The organism is Pseudomonas sp. B21-032, from assembly GCF_024748965.1.
In the GTDB taxonomy this organism is placed as follows: domain Bacteria; phylum Pseudomonadota; class Gammaproteobacteria; order Pseudomonadales; family Pseudomonadaceae; genus Aquipseudomonas.
Genome location: NZ_CP087180.1, coordinates 1,623,516 through 1,648,142 on the forward strand (window position 1 = coordinate 1,623,516; position 24,627 = coordinate 1,648,142).

Here is a 24,627-nt window from a genome sequence, read left to right on the forward strand (position 1 = left end):
ATGCAGGACTAGATTGCGCGTTTTTGCGCTACTTCGTTACGGCGTAACGCACGCAACTTCTGCAAGGTATCGGCGCAAGTTTTCGCCGCTTCCACGCCCTTGACCAGGAAGTGTTCGAAGTAGAAGTTCTGGTGCTCGTCGCCGGCATGGAAGTGGTGCGGGGTCAGCACTACCGAGAACACCGGCACTTCGGTTTCCAGTTGCACCTGCATCAGGCCGCTGATCACCGACTGGGCGACGAACTCGTGGCGGTACAGGCCGCCATCGACCACCAGACCGGCAGCAACGATGCCAGCGTAGCGGCCGCCACGGGCCAGCAGCTTGGCGTGCAGGGGGATCTCGAAAGCGCCGCCGACTTCGAAGAAGTCGATGTCGCTGGGCTGATAGCCTTGTTTACCCATTTCCTCGACGAATGCCTTGCGCGCCTGGTCGACAATGTCTTTGTGCCAGCAAGCCTGGATGAAGGCGATGCGCTCGTGGGAAGGGTTCTTGCTATCGATTGCGGTAGGTTGCATTGAAACGGACTCCTGTTTGTATGAGAAACAGGGCGCTGGATCGAAGGGGATTTCGCCGTGCAGGTGCAAAGCGACAGGCGCGGCTGCGCCTATCCCGTTCTCTCTTTATCCGGACTATGACCGTCGGCCCCGGAATCACACCGGGTCTGCTGACCTTGCAGGCTGGCCTGCAAGCGCTCGCGGGCTATGCGCATTGCGCGCAATTACCGCCGGTGGGGAATTGCACCCCGCCCTGAGAACGTTGCCACCGGTATCGGCGGCGGGGAATTATTAGCACAGATGTCAGGTAAACGTATAGGCTGCTAACGGTTTTTTCCGGATGAACGACATTTCATCAGGGAAACCTTGCCAATTGTTTTATACGGCCCCAGTAATACCGTGTCACCAGATCACAACAGGCCCTGAGAGGCCGGGCAGGGTGCCAGCGAGCGGTTTTTCGCTGACGTTGTCGCTGCAGGCCGTCCAATTGACGGTTTCTATAGCATAAACACACTGCACCCGAGCCTAAGGCCCGATATAATGCGGCCCTTTGCCGTCGTTTCGTCAATTTGACGCAAGCATTTGCCTTAAGGCCGCCGTTTCCGTGGAAGAACCTATGAAAAGCGCAGAAATCCGTGAAGCCTTCCTTCGCTTCTTCGAAGAGCAGGGACACACCCGAGTTGCCTCCAGCTCCTTGATTCCGGGCAACGACCCGACCCTGCTGTTCACCAACGCGGGGATGAACCAGTTCAAGGACTGCTTCCTTGGCCAGGAAAAGCGCGCCTACACCCGCGCGACCAGCAGCCAGAAATGCGTGCGCGCCGGTGGCAAGAACAGCGACCTGGAAAACGTCGGCTACACCGCCCGTCACCACACCTTCTTCGAAATGCTGGGCAACTTCAGCTTCGGTGATTACTTCAAGAAGGACGCGATCACCTACGCCTGGACCTTCCTGACCAAGGTGCTGAACCTGCCGGAAGAGAAACTCTGGGTCACCGTCTATGCCAGCGACGACGAGGCATACGACATCTGGACCAAAGAGATCGGCGTACCGGCCGAGCGCATGGTGCGCATTGGCGACAACAAGGGCGCGCCCTACGCCTCCGACAACTTCTGGACCATGGGCGATACCGGCCCGTGCGGCCCGTGCACCGAGATCTTCTATGATCACGGCGCCGACATCTGGGGCGGCCCGCCCGGCTCGCCGGAAGAAGATGGCGACCGTTACATCGAGATCTGGAACAACGTTTTCATGCAGTTCAACCGCACTGCCGATGGCGTGCTGCACCCGCTGCCAGCACCGTCGGTAGACACCGGCATGGGCCTGGAACGCATCAGTGCGGTCATGCAGCATGTGCACTCGAACTACGAGATCGACCTGTTCCGCAACCTGCTCAGCGCTTCGGCCGCCGCCATCGGCTGCGCCAATGCCGAGCAGTCGTCGCTCAAGGTGGTCTCCGACCACATCCGTTCTTGCAGCTTCCTGATTGCCGACGGCGTGCTGCCGTCCAACGAAGGCCGCGGCTACGTCCTGCGCCGCATCATCCGTCGCGCCTGCCGCCACGGTAACAAGTTGGGCGCCACCGGCAGCTTCTTCTACAAGATCGTCGCCGCCCTGGTCGCCGAGATGGGCGAAGCCTTCCCCGAGCTCAAGCAGCAGCAGGCCAACATCGAGCGCGTGCTCAAGGCTGAAGAAGAGCAGTTCGCCAAGACCCTGGAGCAGGGCCTGAAGATCCTCGAGCAGGACCTGGCCGAGCTCAAGGGCACCGTGGTGCCGGGTGACGTGGTGTTCAAACTGTACGACACCTATGGCTTCCCGATGGACCTGACCGCCGACATCGCCCGCGAACGCGAGCTGACTATCGACGAAGCAGGCTTCGAGCGCGAGATGGAAGCCCAGCGTGAGCGTGCCCGCTCCGCGAGCGCCTTCGGCCTGGACTACAACACCCTGGTCAAGGTCGACGTGGCCACCGAGTTCACCGGCTACAACGCCACCGAAGGCAGCGCCAGCATCGTTGCTCTTTATAAGGACGGCAAGGTTGTCGAGCAGCTGGGCGAAGGCGAGGAGGGCGTGGTTATCCTCGACCGCACGCCGTTCTACGCCGAGTCCGGTGGCCAGGTGGGCGACACCGGCTACCTGCAGGCCGACAACGTGCGCTTTGACGTGCGCGACACCACCAAGACTGGCGGCGCCTTCCTGCACCACGGTGTGGTGGCCAGCGGCACCCTGACTGTCGGCACCCAGGTGCAGACCCGGGTCGATGCCGACGTCCAGCACGCCACCTCGCTGAACCACTCCGCCACCCACCTGCTGCACGCTGCGCTGCGCCAAGTGCTGGGCGATCACGTACAACAGAAGGGCTCGCTGGTCGATAGCCAGCGCCTGCGCTTCGACTTCAGTCACTTCGAGGCGGTCAAGCCAGAGCAGCTCAAGGCCCTGGAAGACATCGTCAACCGCGAAGTGCGCAAGAACTCCGAGGTGAAAACCGAAGAGACCGATATCGAAACCGCCAAGCAGAAGGGCGCCATGGCGCTGTTCGGCGAGAAGTACGGCGACAGCGTGCGGGTGCTGAGCATGGGCGGCGATTTCTCCGTCGAGCTGTGCGGCGGTATCCACGCCAAGCGTACCGGTGATATCGGCCTGCTCAAGATCATCAGCGAAGGTGGCGTGGCCTCCGGCGTACGCCGGATCGAAGCGGTCACCGGCGCTGCCGCACTGGCGTACCTGAACGCTGCCGAAGAGCAGCTCAAGGAAGCCGCGCAACTGGTCAAGGGCAGCCGCGAAAACCTGATCGATAAGCTCTCGGCAGTGCTGGAGCGCAACCGCCAGCTGGAAAAACAGCTGGAGCAACTGCAAGCCAAGGCCGCCAGCGCTGCTGGCGACGACCTGTCCAGTGCAGCCGTCGAGGTCAAGGGCGTGAAAGTCCTGGCCGCGCGTCTGGATGGCCAGGATGGCAAGGCGCTGCTGGCGCTGGTCGATCAACTGAAGAACAAACTCGGCCGCGCAGTGATCCTGCTCGGCAGTGTCCATGAGGAAAAGGTCGTACTGGTTGCCGGTGTGACCAAAGACCTGACTGGCCAACTCAAAGCCGGTGATTTGATGAAGCAAGCCGCTGCCGCGGTGGGTGGCAAGGGCGGTGGTCGTCCGGACATGGCGCAAGGTGGTGGCGTAGACACCGCCGCGCTGGACAGCGCGCTGGCCCTGACCGTGCCATTCGTGGAGCAGGGCGTTTAAGGCGTACATCGGCCCGCCGTCCAGTGGCGGGCCATGGCGTCGTTTGAATGTTTATTGGGTGCCCTTCATGGGCTGAGGCGGCTTTGAAATGGCGTTGATCGTACAGAAATTTGGCGGTACCTCGGTCGGCACAGTCGAGCGAATCGAGCAGGTTGCCGACAAGGTCAAGAAGTTCCGCGAAGCCGGCGATGACCTGGTGGTAGTACTGTCGGCGATGAGCGGCGAAACCAATCGCTTGATCGACCTGGCCAAGAAGATAAGCGATCAGCCGGTTCCGCGTGAACTGGATGTGATCGTCTCCACTGGCGAGCAGGTGACTATCGCCTTGCTGGCCATGGCCCTGATCAAACGTGGTATTCCGGCGGTGTCCTACACCGGTAACCAGGTGCGGATCCTCACCGACAGCGCGCACAACAAGGCGCGCATCCTGCAGATCGACGACCAGAAGATTCGTGGCGACCTCAAGGCCGGCCGCGTGGTGGTGGTTGCAGGTTTCCAGGGTGTCGACGAGCACGGCAACATCACCACCCTCGGTCGTGGTGGCTCCGACACCACCGGCGTGGCCCTGGCGGCAGCGCTCAAGGCGGACGAGTGCCAGATCTACACCGATGTCGATGGTGTCTACACCACCGACCCGCGCGTTGTGGCCCAGGCCCAGCGCCTGGACAAGATCACCTTCGAAGAGATGCTGGAAATGGCCAGCCTCGGTTCCAAGGTGCTGCAGATCCGCGCCGTCGAGTTCGCCGGCAAGTACAACGTCCCGCTGCGCGTGCTGCACAGCTTCCAGGAGGGTCCGGGTACCCTCATTACCATTGATGAAGAGGAATCCATGGAACAGCCGATCATTTCCGGCATCGCCTTCAATCGCGATGAAGCCAAGCTGACCATCCGTGGCGTACCGGATACCCCGGGCGTTGCTTTCAAGATCCTCGGCCCTATCAGTGCCGCGAACATCGAAGTCGACATGATCGTGCAGAACGTTTCGCACGATAACACCACCGACTTCACCTTCACCGTGCATCGCAACGACTACGACAAGGCCCACAAGGTCCTGGACAAGACCGCCGCCGAGCTCAACGCTCGCGAAGTGGTAGGTGACACCAACATCGCCAAGGTCTCGATCGTCGGCGTCGGCATGCGTTCCCACGCCGGTGTTGCCAGCCGCATGTTCGAAGCGCTGGCCAAGGAGAGCATCAACATCCAGATGATCTCCACCTCCGAGATCAAGGTCTCGGTGGTAATAGAAGAGAAGTACCTGGAGCTGGCAGTGCGCGCCCTGCACACCGCCTTCGAGCTCGACGCCCCTGCCCGACAGGGCGAGTAAGGCGGCTGCCTCTGGGGGCGCGGCCATGCCGCGCCCTTCGTGTTTCTGGCTGGCGTGAGAAATCTGTGCTTTTGCTCGCGCTAGTCAATACTTAGGCGTAGGTCAGCAGCCGTCACGGGTTGTAGGCTGAAGCCCTTTTTTTTGCAGACTGTTATCCCTGAACTGAATTGCGTGAGGAGAAAGCTATGTTGATTCTGACTCGTCGGTGCGCCGAGAGCCTGATCATTGGCGACGGCGAAATCACCGTGACCGTGCTCGGCGTCAAAGGAAACCAAGTGCGGATAGGGGTCAACGCCCCTAAAGAAGTGGCCGTCCACCGTGAGGAAATCTACCTGCGGATCAAGAAAGAGAAGGACGAAGAACCAACCCATTAATTTTTATCGAGTTTTTTTCAAAAAAGAGTTTGCAAACGGGGAAGGGTCTGGTTATTATACGCCCCGTGTTGCGGAGAGGTGGCCGAGTGGCCGAAGGCGCTCCCCTGCTAAGGGAGTATACCTCACAAGGGTATCGGGGGTTCGAATCCCCCCTTCTCCGCCATTATTCATGTAGGACGCTGTAATCTGCCTGAATCGCCTAAGTCGTTGAAATTAAACGAAAAAGTGGTTGGCAAAATGATTTAGCGGCCTATAATGCGCGGTAACAAATGCACTCATAGCTCAGCTGGATAGAGTACTCGGCTACGAACCGAGCGGTCGGAGGTTCGAATCCTCCTGAGTGCACCATACGACGAAGCGGTTTTCAACTTGAATGCTGCTTCAGCTGCAACCAGAGGTGATCTGGTCCATCAAGCGCCAACCCTGCACTCATAGCTCAGCTGGATAGAGTACTCGGCTACGAACCGAGCGGTCGGAGGTTCGAATCCTCCTGAGTGCACCATACACCGAAGCAGTTTTCAGTTTGAAAGTTGCTTTAGCTGTAACCAGAGGTGGTCTGGTCCATCAAGCGCCAACCTGCACTCATAGCTCAGCTGGATAGAGTACTCGGCTACGAACCGAGCGGTCGGAGGTTCGAATCCTCCTGAGTGCACCATACAACAGAAAGCCCGCCTATCAAGGCGGGCTTTTTGCTTTCCGGCATTCATCTTCCGGTAAGGCGTGATGAATAGACTGTCATCGTTGCCGTGCCAGCCCCGCGCTATTTTATGCCGATCCCGATGTGTTTTTTTTCGCGCTACCGCCGTCGCACTGTTGCCTGCATACGTTGTCACAAGTATGTCTCGCAAACGATTGTTCTAGCCGCGATTTTTTCAGCACCCTCACAGCTCAAGCGGTGTATGATTGCGCCCGTCAGCCCCGCCGGGGCTTGTGGAATACCACCATGGACTTACCCAGTAGTTACTCAATAGCAAGTTTTGCCAATCAAGAATTGACTGATTGATCTCCCGGCGTGCTCCGCTGCTGGGAGTGGAGTTCGCCTATGACTGAAGTAGAAGTAAAAAAGACGCAAGAAAGCCTGCAGGATCGCCTGGCCCAGGTGGTCGAACTGCTGCAGCGTCAACGCGTGGTCGAAGACCTGACCCACCGTCAGGAAGGTCATCACCATGACCTGGTAGAAAACCTCGTTCACCGCCAGAACCTGGTCGAGCTGCAACGCAAGCTCGACGACCTGCACTCCGCCGACGTTGCCTACATTCTCGAAGCCTTGCCGCTGGACGATCGTCTGACCGTCTGGCAACTGGTCAAGGCCGAGCGCGACGGTGACATCCTCCTCGAAGTGTCCGACTCGGTCCGCGAGACCCTGATCGCCGACATGGACGATCACGAGCTGCTCGCCGCTGCCAAGGAAATGGACGCCGACGAACTGGCTGACCTGGCGCCCGAGCTGCCCCGTGACGTTGTCCACGAGCTGATGGAAAGCCTCGATGCCCAGCAGCGCGAACGCGTGCGTTCGGCCCTGAGCTACGACGAGGACCAGGTCGGTGCATTGATGGACTTCGAGATGGTCACCATCCGCGAAGACGTCAGCCTCGAAGTGGTATTGCGCTACCTGCGCCGGCTCAAGGAGCTGCCAGGCCACACCGACAAACTGTTCGTGGTCGATTACGACGGCATCCTCAAGGGCGTGCTGCCGATCAAGCGCTTGCTGGTCAACGACCCGGAGAAGAAAGTCGCCGAGGTCATGGCCAGCGATCCGGTGAGCTTCCATCCGGATGAAGACGCCTACGATGCCGCTCAGGCGTTCGAGCGTTACGACTTGATTTCCGCGCCGGTGGTGGACAAGAGCGATCGCCTGATCGGCCGTCTGACCATCGATGAAATGGTCGACCTGATTCGTGAAGAAAGCGAAAGCGAAGTGCTGAGCATGGCCGGTCTGCGCGAAGAAGAAGACATCTTCGCCTCGGTCTGGCGCTCGCTGCGCAACCGCTGGGCGTGGCTGGCAATCAACCTGATCACTGCCTTCGTCGCCTCGCGGGTGATCGGCCTGTTCGAAGGCTCGATCGAAAAACTGGTGGCACTGGCGGCGCTGATGCCGATCGTTGCCGGTATCGGCGGCAACTCCGGCAACCAGACCATCACCATGATCGTGCGCGCCATGGCCCTCGACCAGGTCAGCCCCGGCAACACCTCGCGGTTGATGCGCAAGGAGCTGGCGGTGTCGCTGATCAACGGCCTGATCTGGGGCGGAGTGATTGGTGTGGTCGCCTACCTGCTGTATGACAGCTGGTCGCTCGGCGTGGTCATGACCGGTGCCATGACCCTCAACTTGTTGCTGGCGGCGCTGATGGGGGTGTTGATCCCGATGACCCTGGTGCGCCTGGGCCGCGATCCGGCAATGGGCTCCAGCGTGATGATCACGGCGGTGACCGACAGTGGTGGCTTCTTCATCTTCCTGGGCCTGGCCACCATCTTCCTGCTCTGATTGAGCATCCGACAAAAAAACACCCCTCGCGAGGGGTGTTTTTTTTGCCTGGCGTTTATTGCTCGGTGAGGTGCTCGATAAAGGTCGAGCCGCTGTAGCACTCGCGGAACAACCCGGCCTGCACCAGGCGTGGCATCACCTGTTCAAGGAACAGGTGCACCGATTCCAGCGAGCCACCGGGCGCCGCGATGAAGCCATCGATGGCACCGGATGCAGCCCATTCGACAATACTCTCAACGGCATCGTCCACCGTACCGATCACCTGCCAGTGTGCAGCCGAGATCACCTCTGGGCGCAACAGTAACTCACTGACCCGCAGCGATTCACGTTCGATCAGGCGTCGCAACAGGTTGGTGTGGGTACGGCTGCCAGGATTGCTCACGGGCGCAGGCAGGTCAGCGGCGGTGATCGGGCGGTCTTCTGGCCATTGGTTGAGGTCGAGCCCGGTCATCTCCTTGATCGAGGCAAACTTGCGCGGCTTGTCGATGCGCGCGTGGGTGCACATGAACAGCTCGCGGGCCTGTTCGCGGGTCTCGGCCAGGTACAGGCTCAGGCCGGGCAGCAGGCGAATGTCGGCCGGATCGCGGCCGTGTTTTTCAGCGCGGCGGGACAGGTCGTGACGCAGCTCGAGCGCAGCGTCGATATCCGGCGTGGGGGCGAATACCAGGTCGGCCACCGACGCGGCAAAGTCACGGCCCGAATCGGACGCGCCGGCTTGCACCAGCGGGATTCGGGTGTTGGCGTACACCGGCAGGTTGAGTGGACCCTTGACCTTCAGGTGAGCGCCGTCGTGGTCGATCGGGCGAACCTGTGAGGCGTCGGCGTAACGGCCCGTGCTGCGATCCAGTTTCAGGGCGTCGCTGGGGAAGCTGTCCCACAGCTGATGAACCACCCGGGTGAACTCCGCTGCCCGCTGGTAACGCTCATCGGCACTGGGCATTGCCGTCAGGCCGAAATTCTCGTGGCCTTGCAGCGCGGTGACGATGTTCCAGCCGACCCGGCCCTTGCTGATCCAGTTCAAAGACTGCAACTGGCGGGCGACTACATAGGGCGGCAGGAAGGTGGTCGATACGGTCGAAACCAGGCCGATCTTCGAGGTGTGCTGGGCAACTGCGGCGAGCAGGATGCTCGGGTCGAGGCTGGCGAAGCCCGAACCGTTTTCGAGCATTTCCGGCACCAGGGCATGAACATCGGGGCGAAAGACGAAGTCCAGGTGTGCAGCTTCTGCGCGCTTGGCCAGATCAATCGCAAACTCGGCGGTGAAAATACCTTCTATGTTGCTGTTCTCGCGCCGCCAGCCATCGCCGCTCAACCAGGTCGGTGCCAGTGACAGGCCAATGTGTAGGCGCTTTGGGGTACTCATCCTTGCAATTCTCCTTGTGGTCTTTTGATGGACTCAGAACGCGCCCTTGACGCCGACGCCGACCATGCGCGGCAGGGTCATGCTCGCCTCGGTGCCGCCGATGCCGCGGTTCTGCTGCATATAGGTGGGCGAGCGGTCGTCGAACACGTTCTTCACGTAGCCGTACAGCTGCACCTGCTTGTTGAACTGGTAACTCATCCGCGCATCGGTGAGGGTGTAGGGCTTCACCGAGTAGGACGAGGTGTTGGCGGTGTCGGAGTAATAGCCATCCAGGTGACGGACCTGGACGTTGAGGTTGAGTTTGTCGGTGATGTCCCAGCTCGGGCCAACGCTCAGGGTGTAACCGGGGGAGCGGGCAAACTCGTTGGCCTGGTAGTCGGCGTTGCTGGAGATCTTGTCGATGCGTGTACGCAAGGCGCCGGCACTGGCCTTGAGGGTCAGGTTGTCGAGCACACGGTAGTCGGCGCTCAGCTCCAGGCCATAGGCGTGGGCCTTTTCGGCGTTGATGGTGTAGGACTGGGCGACACCCGGGGAAATCACCACCGGGATGTTGTACTGAGCGTCCTTGAAGTCCATGTAGAACAGGTTGCTGCTGAGGATCAGGCGGTCGTCGAGCAGGTTGGCGCGGCTGAACAGCTCATAGTTCCAGATCGACTCTTCCTTGAAGTACGCCCATTGCCGGGTGGTCAGATTGAGCGACACGCCACCGGGATTGTAACCGCGGCTGACCAGGGCGCCGACGGTCCAGTCCGGCGTCGCTGCGTAAGCCAGCGAGACCTTGGGCAGCAGGGCGGAGAAGGTTTTCTCGTAGTCCAGTGCCGTCGGTGCCAGCACCGAATTGCCCTGGCGCTCGATGTGATCCTGCTGAAAGCGCAGGCCGGTGCTCAGGGTCCAGCGCTCACTCAGGCGGTAGCTGAGTTCGCCGAAGATGCCGAGGTTCTCCTTGGTGTCATCGAAGGCCGAGAGCCCGCGCAGGTTCAGGGTTTCGTCGGTCTTGGTGTGGGCGTAGTAGATGCCACCCATGCCGCTTAGAGTATCCAATGCGTCGCCGAAGGTGATGCGCGATTCGTTGGAGGCGTTTTTCTGCTTGATATCGGCGTCGCCTTCGCCGGCGATGCCGGTGAACCGCTGCACGTTGGACAGCGAGTATTGCGCCTGGTTGAACAGTTTGATGCCGTTGTCGAAGTCGTAGCTGACATCCACCACGCTGGTGTTGGTGTCCTGCTCCCAGCTGGGCATGGTGGTGGTGTCGTGGTCGAGCTTGTGCAAGGGCGCCGAGGCGGCCTCCTGGCTTGGACGGTTGCTGTCGTTGTGCGCGAAGGTGTACTTGGCCTCAAGGCCCGGCAGCGACTCGGGCACCCACAGCAGCTTGGCCCGGGCGGTGACGGCGCGGAAGTTCTGGTCGGCCTTGCCGCGCTGGAACTTCGGGTTGTCGTAATCGATGAAAGTGTCGCGCGCCGAGTAGTCCACCGCCAGGCGGCCGGCCAGTTCGTTGCCCATCAACGGGCCGGAAACAGCCACCGAGCTGCGCTTGGCGTCATAACTGCCGACCTCGGTCTGGTAGGCAGCTTCGGGAGTGAAGGTCGGATCCTTGGTGTTGACGATGATCGCACCGGCAATCGCGTTGGCCCCTTGCGAGGTGGTCTGCGGGCCGCGGAACACTTCGATGCTGTCGATATCCCAGACCGAGGTGGCGCCGAAGAACATCTCGTTGTAATTCAGGTAATGGCCGTCAAGGTTGATTGTCGCCCGTGGCACGGTGCCGCCCCAGAACACGTTCTGGCCGTTGTTCGGGCCCTGGGTGTCCTGGCCGCGGATGATGGGCGCGCCGACCGAGTCGGTGTAGATCACGTTGGGCACATCATTGAGTACTTCGGCCACCGAGGCGCTGCCGGTCTTTTCCTTGTCGATCTCCTTGGCGGTCTTGATCGACACGGAGGAGGCGGTGTCCTTGAGTTCGCGTTCGAGCTTTTCACCGGTGACGATGATCGGCTCGAAAACAATGCCTGGCTTGCCGCCATTAACCTCGGGTTGCCCGAATGCGTAGGGCGAAGCCAGCAATGTCGAGAGTGTGAACACACTAAAGCCTTGGCGCAGTGTGCGATGTGGATGTGCCTTCAAGATGCCCCCAAATGAGAATGATCCTCTTTCCCGTTCGAGGGTAGCACGGTGCTATTGCGTTCCTCAATAAAGAATTCATTCCACAAAATGGCAATAGGTGCGGGTTCAGGGAATCGGTATCATGGCCGCCAACAAGCGCGACCGTGCGCGCCGGCGAGGAGAGCGAAGAATTGAGCAACGAGATGACCGCCCTGGACGAAGAGGCGCAAGCAGCCCCGGAAAAGCGCTCCGGCACTATTCAGTCGGTGTCGATTGCGGTGCGTTTTCTCCAGGTACTGGCCAATGCCGAGAGTGAGTTGGCGCTGGGGGAGGTTGCCAGGCGCACCGCGACCGGTGGCTCGACCGCCCATCGATACCTGCAGAGCCTGGTCAAGGACGGCCTGGCCAAGCAGGACCCGGCCAGCGGCCTCTACGACCTGGGGCCGGCAGCGCTGAACATCGGCATCAGCGCCTTGAAGCGCGTCGATGCGGTGGATATTGCCGCCCAGCACATGAAGACCCTGGCCCAACAGCATGCCGCCAGCGGCGGGGTGGCGATCTGGACCGACCGCGGCCCGACCCTGGTGCGCTGGTACCGTAGCGCCTACTTCTCGATCAACCCGCTGGCCCTGGGCGACATCCTGCCGATCGACAACACCGCGTGCGGTCTGGTGTTCCAGGCCTTCCTGCCCAAAGCTGTGATCGATGCCGCGCGCAAGCAGCAGCCCGCGCATTTTCGTGGCACGCCGCCTAACAAGGCGCTGCTCGATCAGGTGCGTAATGGCCGTTGGGCCGAGCTGACCAGCCATCTGCTCTCGAACGTCACCGGCCAGGCGGCGCCGGTGTTCGATGCGCAGCAGGAAATCGCCTGCGTAATGACCACGGTCACTGACCTTGGCCAGCTCAAGTCAGCAGAGGATCGCGACGCCCTGCACCGCGAAGCCGGCCTGGTCAACCAGGCCACCGGCGGGCGGATTTTCGATCAGCGCGGTTGAGCCTGGCGACCCTTGGGCACCACCAGCGGCGTGCCGCTGACGGGGTCAGCAATGATCACCGCCGGCAGGCCGAATACCTCTTGCACCAGCGCCTCGGTGAAAATCGCCCCGGGCGCGCCCTCGGCCAGCACCGCGCCATCGCGCATGGCGATCAGGTGCGTGGCATAGCGGCAGGCCTGGTTAAGATCGTGCAGCACCGCCACGATGGTTCGGCCCTGGCGATTGAGATCGCTGAGCAGTTCGAGCAATTCGATCTGGTGGGCGATGTCGAGAAAGGTGGTCGGTTCATCGAGCAGCAGGATCGGTGTTTCCTGCGCCAGCACCATGGCAATCCAGACCCGCTGGCGCTGGCCACCGGACAGCTCGTCCAGCGCCCGCTCGGCCAGCGCGCTGACCTGGGTGGCGGCCATGGCGGCGTTGACCGCCTGCTCATCGGCTGGCGACCATTGGCGCAAGAACGACTGATGGGGGAAGCGCCCGCGAGCCACCAGGTCGGCGACCGTGATGCCTTCCGGGGCCGTGGCGCTTTGCGGCAGCAGGCCGAGGCGCCGGGCAACCTCTTTGGCCGCAAGCGCGGTGATGCTTTTGCCGTCGAGCACCACACGACCATGGGCTGGGGCCAGCAGCCGCGACAAGGCTCGAAGCAGAGTGGATTTTCCGCAGGCATTGGGCCCGACGATCACCGTGAAAGAGCCGTCGGGAATGGCGATGGAGAGGTCGCTGGAGATGGTGCGCTGATCGTAACGCAGCGTCACGGCGTCAGCATGCAGGCGATGCGTCATGGGTAGCCTTTCCTTGCTGGCAGCTCGGCGGCGAGTATTGCATGTGCAGAATTAATTCTGCAATATGGAATGCGATTGCATCGCATCCACGTTTAGACGAGCTTGTGCCCGTTCTCGAACCCTTCCTGCCGCCCTTGTAGCAAAAGACCGATTGCCGATGAAAAAGCTCACCTTCGCGCCAATGCTTGCTGTTGCGGCGCTGATCCTGCTTGCCTGCAGCGCCGTTGGGCCGAGCCCGGCAAGTGCCGCCAGCGAGCCCGCCAAACCGCTGCGCATTGCTTCGACTTCGCCGAGTGTCACCGGCATCTTGCTGGCCATGGAGGCGCCACTGGTTGCCAGCGCGGCCACCACGCCGAGCCGGATGACCGACAGCAAGGGCTTTTTCAGCCAGTGGGCGGCGGTTGCGGATCAGCGCAAAGTCGAGGTGCTGTACCCCAACCTGGTGTTCAATATCGAGTCTGTGATCGGCGTCAATCCCGACCTGCTGGTACTGGTTGCCACTGGCGCCGATAGCGTCGTCCAGCACCAGGCCGAGCTTGAGGCCCAGGGTATCGCCACCGTCGTGGTCAATTATTCGAACCAGAGCTGGCAACAGATCGCTACCCGCCTTGGTCAGGCGGCGGGGCTGCAGGCCCAGGCAGCGGCGGCGATCAAGGATTTTGACGACTACACCGCACGCGCCGCTACCACGATCAAAGCGCCCGTGGGCGGGGTGAGTATCGTCGGCTACAACATTGGTGGCAGTTATTCTGTTGGCCGTGCGTCCAGCCCGCAGGCCCGCTTGTTCACCGCGCTGGGGATCAAGGTCGCGAGCCTGCCGCCGGCCATGAGCGGTGAGGTCACTCGCGCCGTCGACTTCGAGTTTATCTCCCGCGAAAACCTTTCGGCTGCGATCACCGGTGAAAGCGTGTTCCTGCTGGGTGGCACCGATGCCGATGTACAGGCGTTTGTTGCTGACCCGCTGCTGGCCAACCTGCCGGCGGTGGTGCAGAAAAAGGTCTACGCGCTGGGCCCGACTTCGTTTCGTATCGATTACTACTCTGGCCGGCAGATGATCGATACCGTCGCCCGGCACCTGCGCTGAGTCATGGCGACTGCCGTGTTGCCCGCCATGGTTTTCAATCGCCAACGGCGCATGCGCTCATCGGGGCTGCTGTGCGGCCTGGGCGTGCTTGCGCTGGTCGCCGCCTGTAGCTTGCTGATCGGTTCGCGCAGCATCGCTCTTGGCGAAATCGCCGATGCCTTCTGGGCGTATGACCCACAGAACAATCAGCATCTGGTGATTCGCGAACTGCGTGTTCCGCGCACTCTGGTGGCGATTCTCGCAGGCCTGGCCCTGGGCGTGGCCGGGGCGCTGATGCAGGCGCTGACGCGTAACCCGCTGGCCGAACCCGGGCTGCTGGGCATCAACGCCGGCGCGGCGCTGGCAGTGATCATCGCTGTCACCCTGTTCAAGCTGGTGAGCATTGTCGAGTATGTCGGCTTTGCCTTTGCCGGCGCCGGGCTGGCCGGGGTTGCCGTGTTCGTCCTGGGCCAGGCCCACGAAACCGGGACCAATCCGGTGCGCCTGGTGCTGGCTGGGGCAGGCTTGTCGGTGATGCTGGTGTCGATCACTGGCATCATCCTGCTCAATGCTCCCCTTGAGGTATTCGACAGTTTTCGCAAATGGTCGGCAGGCTCGGTCGAAGGCAGCGGCTTGCAGACCCTTGGTGTGCTGGCGGTGGTCGTTGCAGTCGGGCTGGCGCTGGCCATCGCCATGGTCGGCAACCTCAATGCCATGGCCCTGGGCGCGGATCTTGGCCGGGCGCTGGGCGTCAATCTTCGCGCCACCTGGCTGCTCGCGTGCCTGGCGGTGATGTTGCTGGCCGGGGCAGCAACAGCGGCGGCCGGGCCGATTGGTTTCGTCGGCCTGCTCGCGCCGCACCTGGCCCGGCGGCTGGTGGGGCCTGATTACCGCTGGATCCTGCCGTATGCCGGGTTGTTGGCGGCGATCCTGCTGCTGGGCGCCGATGTGATCGGTAGGGTCGTGGCGGCGCCAGCGGAAGTCGCGGCCGGGATCATTGCCCTGTTGATCGGCGGGCCGTTCTTCATCGTCATCGTGCGCAGGTTCCGGATGAGTCGGTCATGACGGGTGCGGTGCTGCGCCTGGGCAATTACTCGTTGCGTTGGCGGCCTCGGGTTGCGGTGGTGTGTGCGCTGTTGGCGCTACTGGCAGCAGGGCTGGCGATCATGTTGCTGGGCGTAGGTTCGTTGTCGCTGACACCAGGTCAGGTGTTTGACAGCCTGTTCGCAGGTGGTGGCAACCCGACCGCCGAGCGGATCGTTCAACGGGTTCGCTTGCCGCGGGTACTGACGGCGCTGCTGGTCGGCGGCGCGCTGGGCATGGCCGGTTCAATTTTCCAGTCGATCTCGCGCAACGCCCTCGGCTCACCGGATATCATCGGCTTTACCACCGGCGCTGCCAGCGGTGCCATCGTGCAGATCATCCTGTTTGATGCCGGCCCCCTGGGTACCTCGCTGGCGGCGGTGCTGGCGGGGGTGGGCACCGCCTTGCTGGTGTTCGTGCTGTCGATGCGCGGGCGCAGCACTGGTGGCTATCGCCTGGTGCTGGTGGGGATTGGCGTGGGGGCGATGCTCTCGGGGCTCAACACCGTACTGCTGGTGATGGGCGACCTTGACCGGGCGATGTCGGCGCAAATCTGGCTGGCCGGCTCGCTCAACACCCGGACCTGGTCTCACGTGCTGCCAGCAGCACTGGGTTTCATCGCCATCGTGCCCGTGGTGATTGGCCATGCGCGACACATCGACCTGTTGGAAATGGGCGATGACAGCGCCAGTCAGCTCGGCATTGCCCCGCAGCGTACGCGGCTGATCATGGTATTGGCGGCTGTGGGCTTGACCGCGATTGCCACGGCGGCAGCGGGCCCCATCGCCTTTGTCGCCCTGGCTGCCCCGCAACTGGCCAGGCGTCTGACCGCTGCACCAGAAGTGCCGCTGTTGTCTGGCGCGTTGATGGGCGCGGTGTTGTTGCTGGTGGCCGACCTGATCAGTCAGCGCCTGGCCTTCAATCTCAACCTGCCCATTGGCCTGACCACGGGTTTGCTCGGTGGTTTCTATCTGCTGTGGTTGCTGTCGCGCAGCAGGCGGGTTTGAGCCAGGCAATAAAAAAGGCCAATGCACGGGCATTGGCCTTGAGTGATTGAGCCACGCAATCAGGAAGCGTCAGCTGCCATCTCGGCGTCATGGGCAATCAACGACACCAGCGCGTTTTGCTGGCGATGGGAAAGCTGGCGGAAACGTTGCAGCAGTTCGCGTTCGTGCAGGGACAGTTCCGGGCTGTCCAGACGCATGCTCAGTTCTTCACCCAGCGCACCTTCCTGAATAAGGCTCTGCTCCAGGCGAGCGATGATTTCCGAGTTCATGCTGCGGTGGTGGTTGCGCGCTACCTCGGCAATGCGCTCACGCATTCCGTCGGGGAGGCGGACGACGAATTTGTCAGCGGTGCGGCTTGAGTAAATAGCCTGTTTCATTGGGCGCATATAATTGACCGGTTTAGTTCAGGGGGAAGCGGTTCTCGAAATTGGCCGCACGATGTCACTACGACCATCCCGGCGTCAAAATGTTCAACCTGAATTGTGAATGAGGCGTGAATCATGCCTCATTATCGCCGGTTCCTTGGCGTCAATTCTGTGACAAATATTGAACCGGATAAAGGCGTTTTGCCAGTACCAATTATCAGAAATGAGTACTGGTTTGAAAAGTTTTCATTTTCTCTTTTTCCGCGCCTGCAGACCTTCGTCGACAACGCCATGCATCAGGCAGAAAAGGCCATGGAAAGCGTCTAGAATGCGCGTGCTTTCCTACCATTGAGCATAGTGGCTATGCAGCATGACGCAAGCGCGACGCGGCGTACAGCGAACCCGGGTCGCCTGGTGTACCTGATGGGACCCTCGGGGGCCGGAAAAGATTCCCTTATCGATGCTGCGCGCGCTGAATTGCAGCGCCTGAACGTGCACATCGCCCGGCGGGTGATCACCCGCTCGGCCGAGGCCAAGGGTGAAGACGCCGTCGGTGTTTCCCTCGAAGAGTTCCAGCGCCTGAGCGCCGAGGGCGCCTTTGCCCTGCAGTGGCAGGCCAATGGCCTGGCCTATGGCATACCGGTGCAAATCGATGACTGGCTGGCTGCAGGGCACGCGGTTTTGGTCAATGGCTCGCGCGCGCATCTGCAGCAGGCGCGTGAACGCTATCCCGACCTGTTGCCGGTGCTGCTGCGGGTCGACCATCACGTACTGCGCCAGCGCCTGCTGGATCGCGGCCGGGAAACTGCGCAAGACATCGAACAGCGCCTGGCGCGGGCGCAGCAGGTGAGGGTAGAAGAAGGCGAGGTGCAAGTGCTGGACAACTCCAGCTCGCTGGACGAGGCGGTGCAGCGCTTGCTTGGGCTGTTGCGCGAACAGGGTGTGCCTGGCCTGGGTTGAAGCCTAGAACGCCAGCCGTTCGCTGCTTGCAAGCGGTGCGCTTTGCACTTGCGCAGCCTGTGCGCCGAACACGGCCAGTTGCGCTTTCATCGCCGGTGCCGCATGGGCTTGTGCCGCAGTGGCGATGCTGTCGGGTTGCACGACCAGGCCAACCAGGGCAGCCAGGGCCAGGGCATTGAGCAGAAGCAGGGTGCTGTTCATGGACATACTCCGCAAAGGCGGGGCGGGGCCCCGAGCCACGTGTCATGAACTAGACAATGCACACTACATGCCAGCCTCTTTATCGTGATTTACCCTTTAAAATCAGAGGCTTAGGCTGGTTTTTTGTGCGCTTTTGCGTGCAATCTGCAATGATGGCTGACTGCCTCATTGCAGATTGCACGATCCGTTGAAAAACCCACAGGCAAAAAGCCCCACGGATGACATGACAAATGCCGGCCTGCTGGTTAACATGCACGCCGTCCTTGCCGCGCGACGCCCGTTGCCGGCTCTGTGTCTCAGTAGCTCAATTGGATAGAGCATCCCCCTCCTAAGGGGAAGGTTGGCAGTTCGAACCTGCCCTGGGACACCATCTCACTTTCGCCTCTCTGGCCATTCTTCTGACTGCTGCGTTTCTTTGCGGCAACCGCGCAGTTGCATGAAGAGTCAATAAAGCCCTGAAAATGAAAAGACTAATCATCGCTGCGCTCGGGATTCTATCGTTGATTCAGGCATCCGCGTCCTTGGCGGATAATGCCAATGGCAAACAGCTCTTTTTGCAACGATGCGCCATGTGCCATGGGGCAGACATCAAGGGGACCGGACCCTTGGCGAATAAAAGCAACCCGCCCACCCCTGATCTGACCACCTCGGCATTCAAGAAACGCTTGAAAGACTACCCGGGCGTAATTGTCTCATCGGTAATACTTCGCCCCAACGGCGACTTGATCCCCAGGACGTTACGAGAAAATGGTGTGAAGGTGGCGCCGTACGCTTGGCGAGTTCAGGATTTTCGCGATTTGAATCAATACATGAGTGCGGTGATTGGCAACACTCGATGATGCCTGGTGTCAGGCCGCAGCAACAGCTGCGGCCTGGGATCTACCAATCCTGGCGCAACGGCAACGGTCCTTCATGGGATGCAAATGACGGCAGCACTTCTTCTGCCAGCTCCTGAATCACCTCCGCCGCCGGGCGCTGGCAAAACTGAATGCCCAGTGCCGCATGATTGACCCCCGCATCCTGCCATTCCCCGAGCAGATCAATCAGCCCCTTGCGCCCGGTCCTCAGCACGTAGCCGCCCTGCATCGCCGTGCGCGGAAAATCGGGGTTGGCGTCCAGATCGATCCACTCGTTGGTCACGTGCGGGCGAAAGCCGCCGCCGGGAATGCAGTCGCGCCAGGCGCGGATTTTCTCGGCCAGGCGCCGGGGGCCGAGGATGTTTTCAGTCGCATCAGGAAAGGTCAGCCAGCCATCGGCCTGTTCGCCCAGCCACTGCATGGATTGGCGCGAGCTGCCGGTGACCAGCAGCGGGATGGCGCCGCCAACGGGCTTGGGCAGCAGTTGCGCGCCGCTCATTTGGCCGAGGGTTGATTCAATCGGGTGGTCGCCCTTGTGCAGCAGTTGGCGGAAATAGTTCACGGCCTCGGCAAAGCGTTCGCCGCGCTCGGCATGATCCAGACCGTAGGCGGGAAACTCCACCGGCCGATCCCCGGAAGCGATGCCCATCACCAGGCGCCCGCCTGACAGCTGGTCGATGGTGCAGGCGGCCTTGGCCAGGTCGATCGGGTGGCGCAAGGCGAAGATCGCGCTGCCCGTGGCCAGGGCGATGCGCCGGGTGTGCGCGGCCAGGTAGCTCAAGTAGGCAAAGGGGTCGAACAGTTGGCCGGCATCGCCGAAGTGCCGATCGTACAGCGGCACATCGCGCACCCAGACGCCGGCGAAGCCCAGGCGGTCGATGTCGCTGACCAGCGCGGCCTGGCCAGTGAGCACGGCCATGTCGCCGCGATAGAAGCGCAGCGGCAGGAAGATCCCCAGGGTCAGGCGGTCGGCGGCGAACATGCGTCGATAGCCAGGGTGGTGGGCGAAGGCGTGGGCGCTGGCGCCGTTCAGGGTTGGGTTCATCGGTTAATTCCTTTTAGTCCTTCAGGGGCCGGTCGCGGGGGCGGGCAGGCGGATGCCGCGCTGCACGGCAGGGCGTTGACTGACGCGTTCATGCCAGGCGCTCAGGTGTCGGTAGTGGCTGAAATCAAAGTCGATGATCCGGGCGATATGGGTCCAGCCGAAGGTGGCAATGTCGGCGATCGAGTAACTGCTGCCCGCCAGCCAGGGCCGGCCGGTCAGGCGCTGGTCGAGGGTGCTGAACAGCTCTTCGCTCAGGCGCCGGTAGCGGGCGATGGCTTCGGGGCAGGGCTGTTCGGCGAACCGTTCGAAATGCACGCGCTGGCCCAAAATCGGCCCCATGCTCGCCGCGTGAAACTGCAACCAGGTGATGGCCGCCCAGCGTTCACGGGGGGAATTGGGCAGCAGGCGTGCGCTCTTGTCGGCCAGGTACAAAAGGATCGACGCTGACTCAAACAGAGTGATATCGCGCTCGGGATCAACCAGCACCGGAATGCGGCCATGAGGGTTGAGTGCGAGAAACTCAGGCAGGCGATGCTCGCCATGGTCGATCTGTACATGCTTGAGGATGTAGGGCAGCCCCAGCTCTTCGAGGGCGATGGTGATCTTGAAGCCATTAGGTGAGCTATCGCTATACAGAATTAGCGGCATGGGCTTTCTCTTCAGCAGTGATCAGAGACGGGCTATGCTAGGCGCGCCGGGGCTGCTTGAAAAACGATCAATCCTGCGCTTTGACGATAGTTTTTCTAAACCATGGAGAGGGTGAAAATGGGCGCAGTTCTACCGTTGTTGGCATTGCGGGCCTTCACTGAAGCGGCCCGGCTGGGCAGCCTCAAGGCCGCCGCGGCGCACATGGGGGTTACGCCTGGGGCGGTCAGCCAGCAGGTGCGCCTGCTCGAGGAGCGCATGGGTGTGGTGCTGTTCGTGCGCGGTCGCCATGGCGTGCACCTTAGCGAAGCCGGTGCGCGGGTGTACCCGGGGTTGCTCAGGGGATTCGATCAGATCGAGGCGTCGCTGGCGTTGCTGGAGCAACTGGCGCCAGGCAAGGCTCTGACCATCAGCACCGTACCGTCGTTTGCCGCCTCCTGGCTGGTGCCGCGTTTAGGGCGCTTCAACGCCTTGCACCCGCAGATCGAAGTGCGCGTCGAGGCCTCGGCCAAGCTGGTGGATTTTCACCGCGAGCGCATTGACGTCGCCCTGCGCCATGGCCTGGGGCAGTATCCGGGGCTGGAGTCCGTGCGCCTGATGGCGCCGGTTTTGCTGCCGGTGGCCAGCCCGCAGTTGCTGGCCCAAGGGCCGGCCGTGAAACGGCCCGCCGATTGCCTGAAGTACCCGTTGTTGCACGATGCCGATCGCGCCGACTGGATGCTCTGGCTGCAGGCCCATGGCGTTGCCGAGGACCCGCGGGCAGCACGCGGTGCGAGTTTCGAGGATGACCTGCTGTTACTGCGTGCCGCGGCTGCAGGCCAGGGCATCGCCCTGGTGCAGGACACCCACGCGGCTGAAGACCTGGCCAGCGGCAAGCTGCAGCTGGCCCTCGACAAACCCTGGCCAGCGCGTTTTGCCTACTACCTGGTGTGCCGTCAGGACGCCTTGCAGCGCCCCGAGGTTCAGGCCTTCGCCGATTGGGTCAGGGCCGAGGCTGACGCCAGGTCCTGATCCTTTGCGTCATCGCTGCCGCCCTGGGTGGCGGTCAGGTTGGCCACCAGCTTGGCTGACATCGCCGGGCCTTGCAGTTCGGAGTTCAGGCTGGCCAGCGACTCAAGCTCGGTCTGCTTTTTCATCTGCTCGGCAATCTTGCGCTCGATCTTGTCCTTTTCCGCCGGCGGCAGGGCTTCGAACTCTTCCTGGCTGATGCCCAGCTCATTGAGCAGCTTGAGCTTGATCTTCTCTGCCGGGCTCAGGGCCATGTACTCGCGAAATTGCTGGGCAGCGCTCTTGCCGGTTTCGCTGGCGCTGATTGTGGCTTGCTCGCGCATGTCCACGTCGGGGTTCTGCAGTTGCACCTTGAGCTTGGCGAAGGCTTCCTCGCGGGCGTCTTCGGCACTTTGCTGGGAGGTGTTGGCCTGGCTTTGCTGCTGGCGGTTGGCACTGCTGGTTGGCACCGGCGGGCGGAACTGGGCCTGTTCGGCGGCGGCTTCAGCCACGCCACGGGTCGGGTTGATGACTGGCGTGTGGACGCCGAGGGCATTGATGCTACTCACCTGATCACTCTCCTTGATGGATGCAAGTTGACCTTCGATCGATGGCAAGTCTTGTGCCAGCTCTGCGGACAGGCTTACGCGCTAGTATATTCAGGGGGTGGCGCTGTACGGCGGCTGGTGAATCGGCGCATGCTTTGCCCCGAAGAGGTAAACCCTTGCCGTCAGCGGCAAGTCATTTCAAACCGGCAGCACCAACATCCGGCTGGGGCGTAGTTGCCTGGACAAGGGAGATCGTCCATGACTCAAACGTCAGACACACCACCATTGAAGGCCCCGCTGGGCGACTTCAGGGAAGAACAGTTGCACACCCTGCTGGACCTGATCAGCGACGGTATCTGGGACTGGAATGCCAATACCGGCTACGTCTACCGCAACCCCGGCTGGTACCGGATGCTCGGCTACCCCAGCCACTCGCTGGACAACACCGTAGTGACCTGGGAAGGCGTGATCCACCCCGAGGACTACCCGCGGGTGATGAGCCATTTCGAGGACTACATCAGCGACCGCTCCGACCAGTACCGCATCGAGTACCGCTGCCGTTGCCAGGATGGCAGCTTCCTGTGGATCGAGGACAGCGGTCACATCATTGAGCGCAACCCGGATGGTTCGGTGGCGCGGATGCTCGGCGCTCATCGCAATATCGACGATGGCAAGCGCCTGGTCGAGCAACTGCAGCTGGAAAACCTGTCGCTGGAAGCGCAGATCGCCGAGCGCACCCGCGAGCTGTCGTGGGTCAACCAGCAACTGCAGCGCCAGCTCGACGAGAACCGCGACCTAGCCGAACGCGATGCGCTGACCCTGGTGGCCAACCGTTACCGCCTGGAAAAGGTCCTGCAGCAAGAGTGCGAGCGGGCACGGCGGTTTCGCCAGCCGCTGGCGCTGATTGTCATGGATATCGACGACTTCAAGCCGATCAACGATCAGTATGGCCATGCCCAGGGTGACCAGGCGCTGATCGCATCGGTTGAGCGGATCAAGGTTTGCCTGCGTGCCGGTGACTTGCTGGCACGCTGGGGCGGTGATGAGTTCGTGGCAGTGCTGCCGGGCACCCAGCGCGAAGAGGCATTGCAACTGGCGCGGCAGATTCGCCAGGCGCTGGAGCAGGCGCCGCCGGTGGGCGAGCGATTGCTGACCATGAGTTATGGCGTGGTCGAATGGCTGGAGGGTGAAGGGCAAGCGCAATTGCTGGGCCGCGCGGACCAGGCGCTGTACCGGGCCAAGGCGGCCGGCAAGGATGAGATCGGTGAATGAAAAAGGACCCGCTGCACGGGGCAGCGGGTCAAATCGGCCTCAGCCGCTTCAGTGTCTACAGATGCAGGGCGTGACCCAGGGCGCGTAGCGCCGCTTCCTGCACCGCCTCACCCAGGGTCGGATGAGCGTGGATGGTACCGGCCACATCTTCCAGGCAAGCGCCCATTTCCAGTGACTGGGCGAAGGCTGTGGACAGTTCCGAGACGCCCACGCCAACCGCTTGCCAGCCAAGGATCAGGTGGTTGTCACGACGGGCGACCACGCGCACGAAGCCGCTTTTCGATTCCAGGGTCATGGCCCGGCCGTTGGCGGCGAACGGGAACTGCGTAACGATGCAGTCCAGGCCCTCCTGCTCGACCTGTTCCGGGGTCTTGCCGACGACCACCAGTTCCGGGTCGGTGAAGCACACCGCGGCAATCGCGGCCGGCTCGAAGCGCCGCGATTTGCCGGCAATGAGTTCGGCAACCATCTCACCCTGGGCCATGGCCCGGTGGGCGAGCATCGGTTCACCGCTGATATCGCCGATGGCCCAGACGTTGAGCATGCTGGTCTGGCATTGCTCGTCGATGGCCACCGCCGAGCCGTTCATCTTCAGCGCCAGGCTTTCCAGGTTGAAGCCCTGGGTACGTGGCTTGCGGCCGACCGCGACCAGCACCTGGTCGGTGCTCAGTTGCAGCAGTTCGCCTTCGGGCGTGCGCACCTGCAAGGCCTGGTGGCCGGCATCGAAGCCTTCGACGCTGTGCTTGAGGTAGAGCTTGATCCCCAGCTTCTTGATCGACTCGGCCACCGGCGCGGTCAGTTCGCTGTCGTAGGTCGGCAGGATGCGCTCGCGGGCTTCGACCACGCTGACCTCGACGCCGAGCTTGCGGTAGGCGATGCCCAGCTCCAGGCCGATGTAACCACCGCCGACCACGGTCAGGTGCTTGGGCAGGGTTTTCGGGGCCAGGGCTTCGGTGGAGGAGATGATCGGGCCGCCCAATGGCAGCATCGGCAGTTCAACGCTGCTGGAACCGGTGGCCAGCAACAGGTGTTCGCACTGGATGCGCTGGCCGTCGACCTCGACGTGCTTGCCGTCGAGTATTTTTGCCCAGCCATGGATCACCTTGACCCCGTGCTTTTTCAGCAGGGCGGCGACGCCGCTGGTCAGGCGATCGACGATACCGTCTTTCCAGGCCACGCTCTGGGTGATGTCCAGGCTCGGTGGCGAGACCTTGATGCCCAGGTTCGACTGCTGGCTGTGCTGCTGGGTCTGGTGGAACTGCTCGGCGACGTGAATCAGCGCCTTGGACGGAATGCAGCCGATGTTCAGGCAGGTGCCACCCAGGGCCTGGCCTTCGACCAGTACCGTGGGAATGCCCAGCTGGCCGGCGCGAATGGCGGCGACGTAGCCGCCGGGGCCGCCGCCGATGATCAGCAGGGTAGTGTTGAGCGTCTGTTGCATG

General features: G+C 62.0%; 23 protein-coding genes, 5 tRNA genes and 1 riboswitch. Of the genes, 18 read left to right on the top strand and 10 right to left on the bottom strand.

Going from position 1 to position 24,627, the window contains the following annotated elements:
• Positions 1-8 precede the first annotated feature (8 nt).
• Positions 9-515 (bottom strand): 6,7-dimethyl-8-ribityllumazine synthase, encoded by a 507-nt coding sequence (locus tag LOY54_RS07490; protein ID WP_045200175.1) that lies wholly within the window; start codon positions 513-515, stop codon positions 9-11.
• Positions 516-607: 92 nt separating this feature from the next.
• A riboswitch (FMN riboswitch) is annotated at positions 608-759 on the bottom strand.
• Positions 760-1,110: 351 nt separating this feature from the next.
• Between LOY54_RS07490 and alaS the strand changes: the two genes are divergently transcribed.
• From alaS to mgtE, 8 genes are all read left to right on the top strand, one after another.
• Complete coding sequence (gene alaS / locus LOY54_RS07495; protein ID WP_258610080.1) at positions 1,111-3,729, top strand: alanine--tRNA ligase; 2,619 nt, start codon at positions 1,111-1,113, stop codon at positions 3,727-3,729.
• An 88-nt stretch (positions 3,730-3,817) separates the two neighbouring features.
• Positions 3,818-5,053 (top strand): aspartate kinase, encoded by a 1,236-nt coding sequence (locus tag LOY54_RS07500; RefSeq protein ID WP_010226665.1) that lies wholly within the window; start codon positions 3,818-3,820, stop codon positions 5,051-5,053.
• Positions 5,054-5,238: 185 nt separating this feature from the next.
• Positions 5,239-5,427 (top strand): carbon storage regulator CsrA, encoded by a 189-nt coding sequence (csrA, locus tag LOY54_RS07505; RefSeq protein ID WP_010226667.1) that lies wholly within the window; start codon positions 5,239-5,241, stop codon positions 5,425-5,427.
• A 72-nt stretch (positions 5,428-5,499) separates the two neighbouring features.
• Positions 5,500-5,590 (top strand) — tRNA-Ser (locus tag LOY54_RS07510).
• 108 nt (positions 5,591-5,698) lie between these two features.
• Positions 5,699-5,775, top strand: a tRNA-Arg gene (locus tag LOY54_RS07515).
• A gap of 77 nt (positions 5,776-5,852) precedes the next feature.
• Positions 5,853-5,929: transfer RNA gene (locus tag LOY54_RS07520), tRNA-Arg, on the top strand.
• Between the two features lie 76 nt (positions 5,930-6,005).
• Positions 6,006-6,082 (top strand) — tRNA-Arg (locus tag LOY54_RS07525).
• Between the two features lie 387 nt (positions 6,083-6,469).
• Positions 6,470-7,912, top strand: a complete 1,443-nt coding sequence (gene mgtE / locus LOY54_RS07530) for a magnesium transporter (protein WP_045200179.1) — start codon at positions 6,470-6,472, stop codon at positions 7,910-7,912.
• 55 nt (positions 7,913-7,967) lie between these two features.
• Here mgtE and LOY54_RS07535 read toward each other — a convergent pair whose 3' ends face one another.
• Both LOY54_RS07535 and LOY54_RS07540 read right to left on the bottom strand, forming a co-directional pair.
• Positions 7,968-9,275 carry an NtaA/DmoA family FMN-dependent monooxygenase gene (locus LOY54_RS07535; protein WP_258610081.1) on the bottom strand — a complete coding sequence of 436 codons (1,308 nt, stop codon included), beginning with the start codon at positions 9,273-9,275 and terminating at the stop codon, positions 7,968-7,970.
• A gap of 33 nt (positions 9,276-9,308) precedes the next feature.
• Complete coding sequence (locus LOY54_RS07540; RefSeq protein ID WP_093385709.1) at positions 9,309-11,396, bottom strand: TonB-dependent receptor; 2,088 nt, start codon at positions 11,394-11,396, stop codon at positions 9,309-9,311.
• 182 nt (positions 11,397-11,578) lie between these two features.
• Between LOY54_RS07540 and LOY54_RS07545 the strand changes: the two genes are divergently transcribed.
• A complete protein-coding gene (locus LOY54_RS07545) occupies positions 11,579-12,370 on the top strand; it encodes an IclR family transcriptional regulator (protein WP_258610698.1) in 792 nt (263 codons plus the stop codon).
• Here LOY54_RS07545 and LOY54_RS07550 read toward each other — a convergent pair.
• Positions 12,358-13,152 carry an ABC transporter ATP-binding protein gene (locus tag LOY54_RS07550; RefSeq protein WP_045200183.1) on the bottom strand — a complete coding sequence of 265 codons (795 nt, stop codon included), beginning with the start codon at positions 13,150-13,152 and terminating at the stop codon, positions 12,358-12,360. The genes LOY54_RS07545 and LOY54_RS07550 overlap by 13 nt on opposite strands.
• Positions 13,153-13,309: 157 nt before the next feature.
• On the opposite strand from LOY54_RS07550, the gene fepB reads away from it, so the two are divergent.
• Genes fepB through LOY54_RS07565 form a run of 3 tightly spaced genes read left to right on the top strand, consistent with a single transcriptional unit; the run spans position 13,310 to position 16,305 of the window.
• The gene (gene fepB / locus LOY54_RS07555; protein WP_408980561.1) at positions 13,310-14,236 is read left to right on the top strand and encodes a Fe2+-enterobactin ABC transporter substrate-binding protein; all 927 of its coding nucleotides are present in this window, start codon (positions 13,310-13,312) and stop codon (positions 14,234-14,236) included.
• A 3-nt stretch (positions 14,237-14,239) separates the two neighbouring features.
• Positions 14,240-15,280, top strand: a complete 1,041-nt coding sequence (locus LOY54_RS07560) for an iron ABC transporter permease (protein WP_045200187.1) — start codon at positions 14,240-14,242, stop codon at positions 15,278-15,280.
• Positions 15,277-16,305, top strand: coding sequence for an iron chelate uptake ABC transporter family permease subunit (locus LOY54_RS07565; RefSeq protein WP_093385704.1), 1,029 nt, complete (start codon positions 15,277-15,279; stop codon positions 16,303-16,305). The genes LOY54_RS07560 and LOY54_RS07565 overlap by 4 nt, the downstream gene beginning before the upstream one ends.
• A 59-nt stretch (positions 16,306-16,364) precedes the next feature.
• Here LOY54_RS07565 and LOY54_RS07570 read toward each other — a convergent pair whose 3' ends face one another.
• Positions 16,365-16,691 carry an Arc family DNA-binding protein gene (locus LOY54_RS07570; RefSeq protein WP_010226671.1) on the bottom strand — a complete coding sequence of 109 codons (327 nt, stop codon included), beginning with the start codon at positions 16,689-16,691 and terminating at the stop codon, positions 16,365-16,367.
• A 114-nt stretch (positions 16,692-16,805) separates the two neighbouring features.
• On the opposite strand from LOY54_RS07570, the gene LOY54_RS07575 reads away from it, so the two are divergent.
• Both LOY54_RS07575 and phnN read left to right on the top strand, forming a co-directional pair.
• Positions 16,806-16,997 carry a hypothetical protein gene (locus LOY54_RS07575; RefSeq protein ID WP_082075482.1) on the top strand — a complete coding sequence of 64 codons (192 nt, stop codon included), beginning with the start codon at positions 16,806-16,808 and terminating at the stop codon, positions 16,995-16,997.
• A 36-nt stretch (positions 16,998-17,033) separates the two neighbouring features.
• Positions 17,034-17,630, top strand: a complete 597-nt coding sequence (gene phnN / locus LOY54_RS07580) for a phosphonate metabolism protein/1,5-bisphosphokinase (PRPP-forming) PhnN (RefSeq protein WP_093385699.1) — start codon at positions 17,034-17,036, stop codon at positions 17,628-17,630.
• A 3-nt stretch (positions 17,631-17,633) separates the two neighbouring features.
• Here phnN and LOY54_RS07585 read toward each other — a convergent pair whose 3' ends face one another.
• Positions 17,634-17,831, bottom strand: coding sequence for a hypothetical protein (locus LOY54_RS07585; RefSeq protein ID WP_258610083.1), 198 nt, complete (start codon positions 17,829-17,831; stop codon positions 17,634-17,636).
• A gap of 293 nt (positions 17,832-18,124) precedes the next feature.
• Here LOY54_RS07585 and LOY54_RS07590 point away from each other — a divergent pair.
• Together LOY54_RS07590 and LOY54_RS07595 are read left to right on the top strand one after the other, a co-directional pair.
• Positions 18,125-18,201: transfer RNA gene (locus tag LOY54_RS07590), tRNA-Arg, on the top strand.
• Between the two features lie 91 nt (positions 18,202-18,292).
• Entirely contained in the window at positions 18,293-18,670 is a 378-nt protein-coding gene (locus LOY54_RS07595) for a cytochrome c (RefSeq protein ID WP_195883359.1), read from the top strand.
• A 40-nt stretch (positions 18,671-18,710) separates the two neighbouring features.
• On the opposite strand, the gene LOY54_RS07600 is transcribed toward LOY54_RS07595, so the two are convergent.
• Positions 18,711-19,733, bottom strand: a complete 1,023-nt coding sequence (locus LOY54_RS07600) for an LLM class oxidoreductase (protein ID WP_045200198.1) — start codon at positions 19,731-19,733, stop codon at positions 18,711-18,713.
• A 21-nt stretch (positions 19,734-19,754) separates the two neighbouring features.
• Complete coding sequence (locus tag LOY54_RS07605) at positions 19,755-20,381, bottom strand: glutathione S-transferase family protein (RefSeq protein ID WP_258610084.1); 627 nt, start codon at positions 20,379-20,381, stop codon at positions 19,755-19,757.
• 117 nt (positions 20,382-20,498) lie between these two features.
• Between LOY54_RS07605 and LOY54_RS07610 the strand changes: the two genes are divergently transcribed.
• Positions 20,499-21,389 (top strand): LysR substrate-binding domain-containing protein, encoded by an 891-nt coding sequence (locus LOY54_RS07610; RefSeq protein ID WP_258610085.1) that lies wholly within the window; start codon positions 20,499-20,501, stop codon positions 21,387-21,389.
• Here LOY54_RS07610 and LOY54_RS07615 read toward each other — a convergent pair.
• Positions 21,341-21,934 (bottom strand): hypothetical protein, encoded by a 594-nt coding sequence (locus LOY54_RS07615; protein ID WP_176794287.1) that lies wholly within the window; start codon positions 21,932-21,934, stop codon positions 21,341-21,343. The two genes, LOY54_RS07610 and LOY54_RS07615, sit on opposite strands and share 49 nt — an antisense overlap.
• A gap of 237 nt (positions 21,935-22,171) precedes the next feature.
• On the opposite strand from LOY54_RS07615, the gene LOY54_RS07620 reads away from it, so the two are divergent.
• Positions 22,172-23,185 carry a diguanylate cyclase domain-containing protein gene (locus tag LOY54_RS07620; protein WP_258610086.1) on the top strand — a complete coding sequence of 338 codons (1,014 nt, stop codon included), beginning with the start codon at positions 22,172-22,174 and terminating at the stop codon, positions 23,183-23,185.
• 55 nt (positions 23,186-23,240) lie between these two features.
• Here LOY54_RS07620 and lpdA read toward each other — a convergent pair whose 3' ends face one another.
• Positions 23,241-24,626, bottom strand: coding sequence for a dihydrolipoyl dehydrogenase (lpdA, locus tag LOY54_RS07625; RefSeq protein WP_093385671.1), 1,386 nt, complete (start codon positions 24,624-24,626; stop codon positions 23,241-23,243).
• Between the last annotated feature and the right edge of the window lies 1 nt (position 24,627).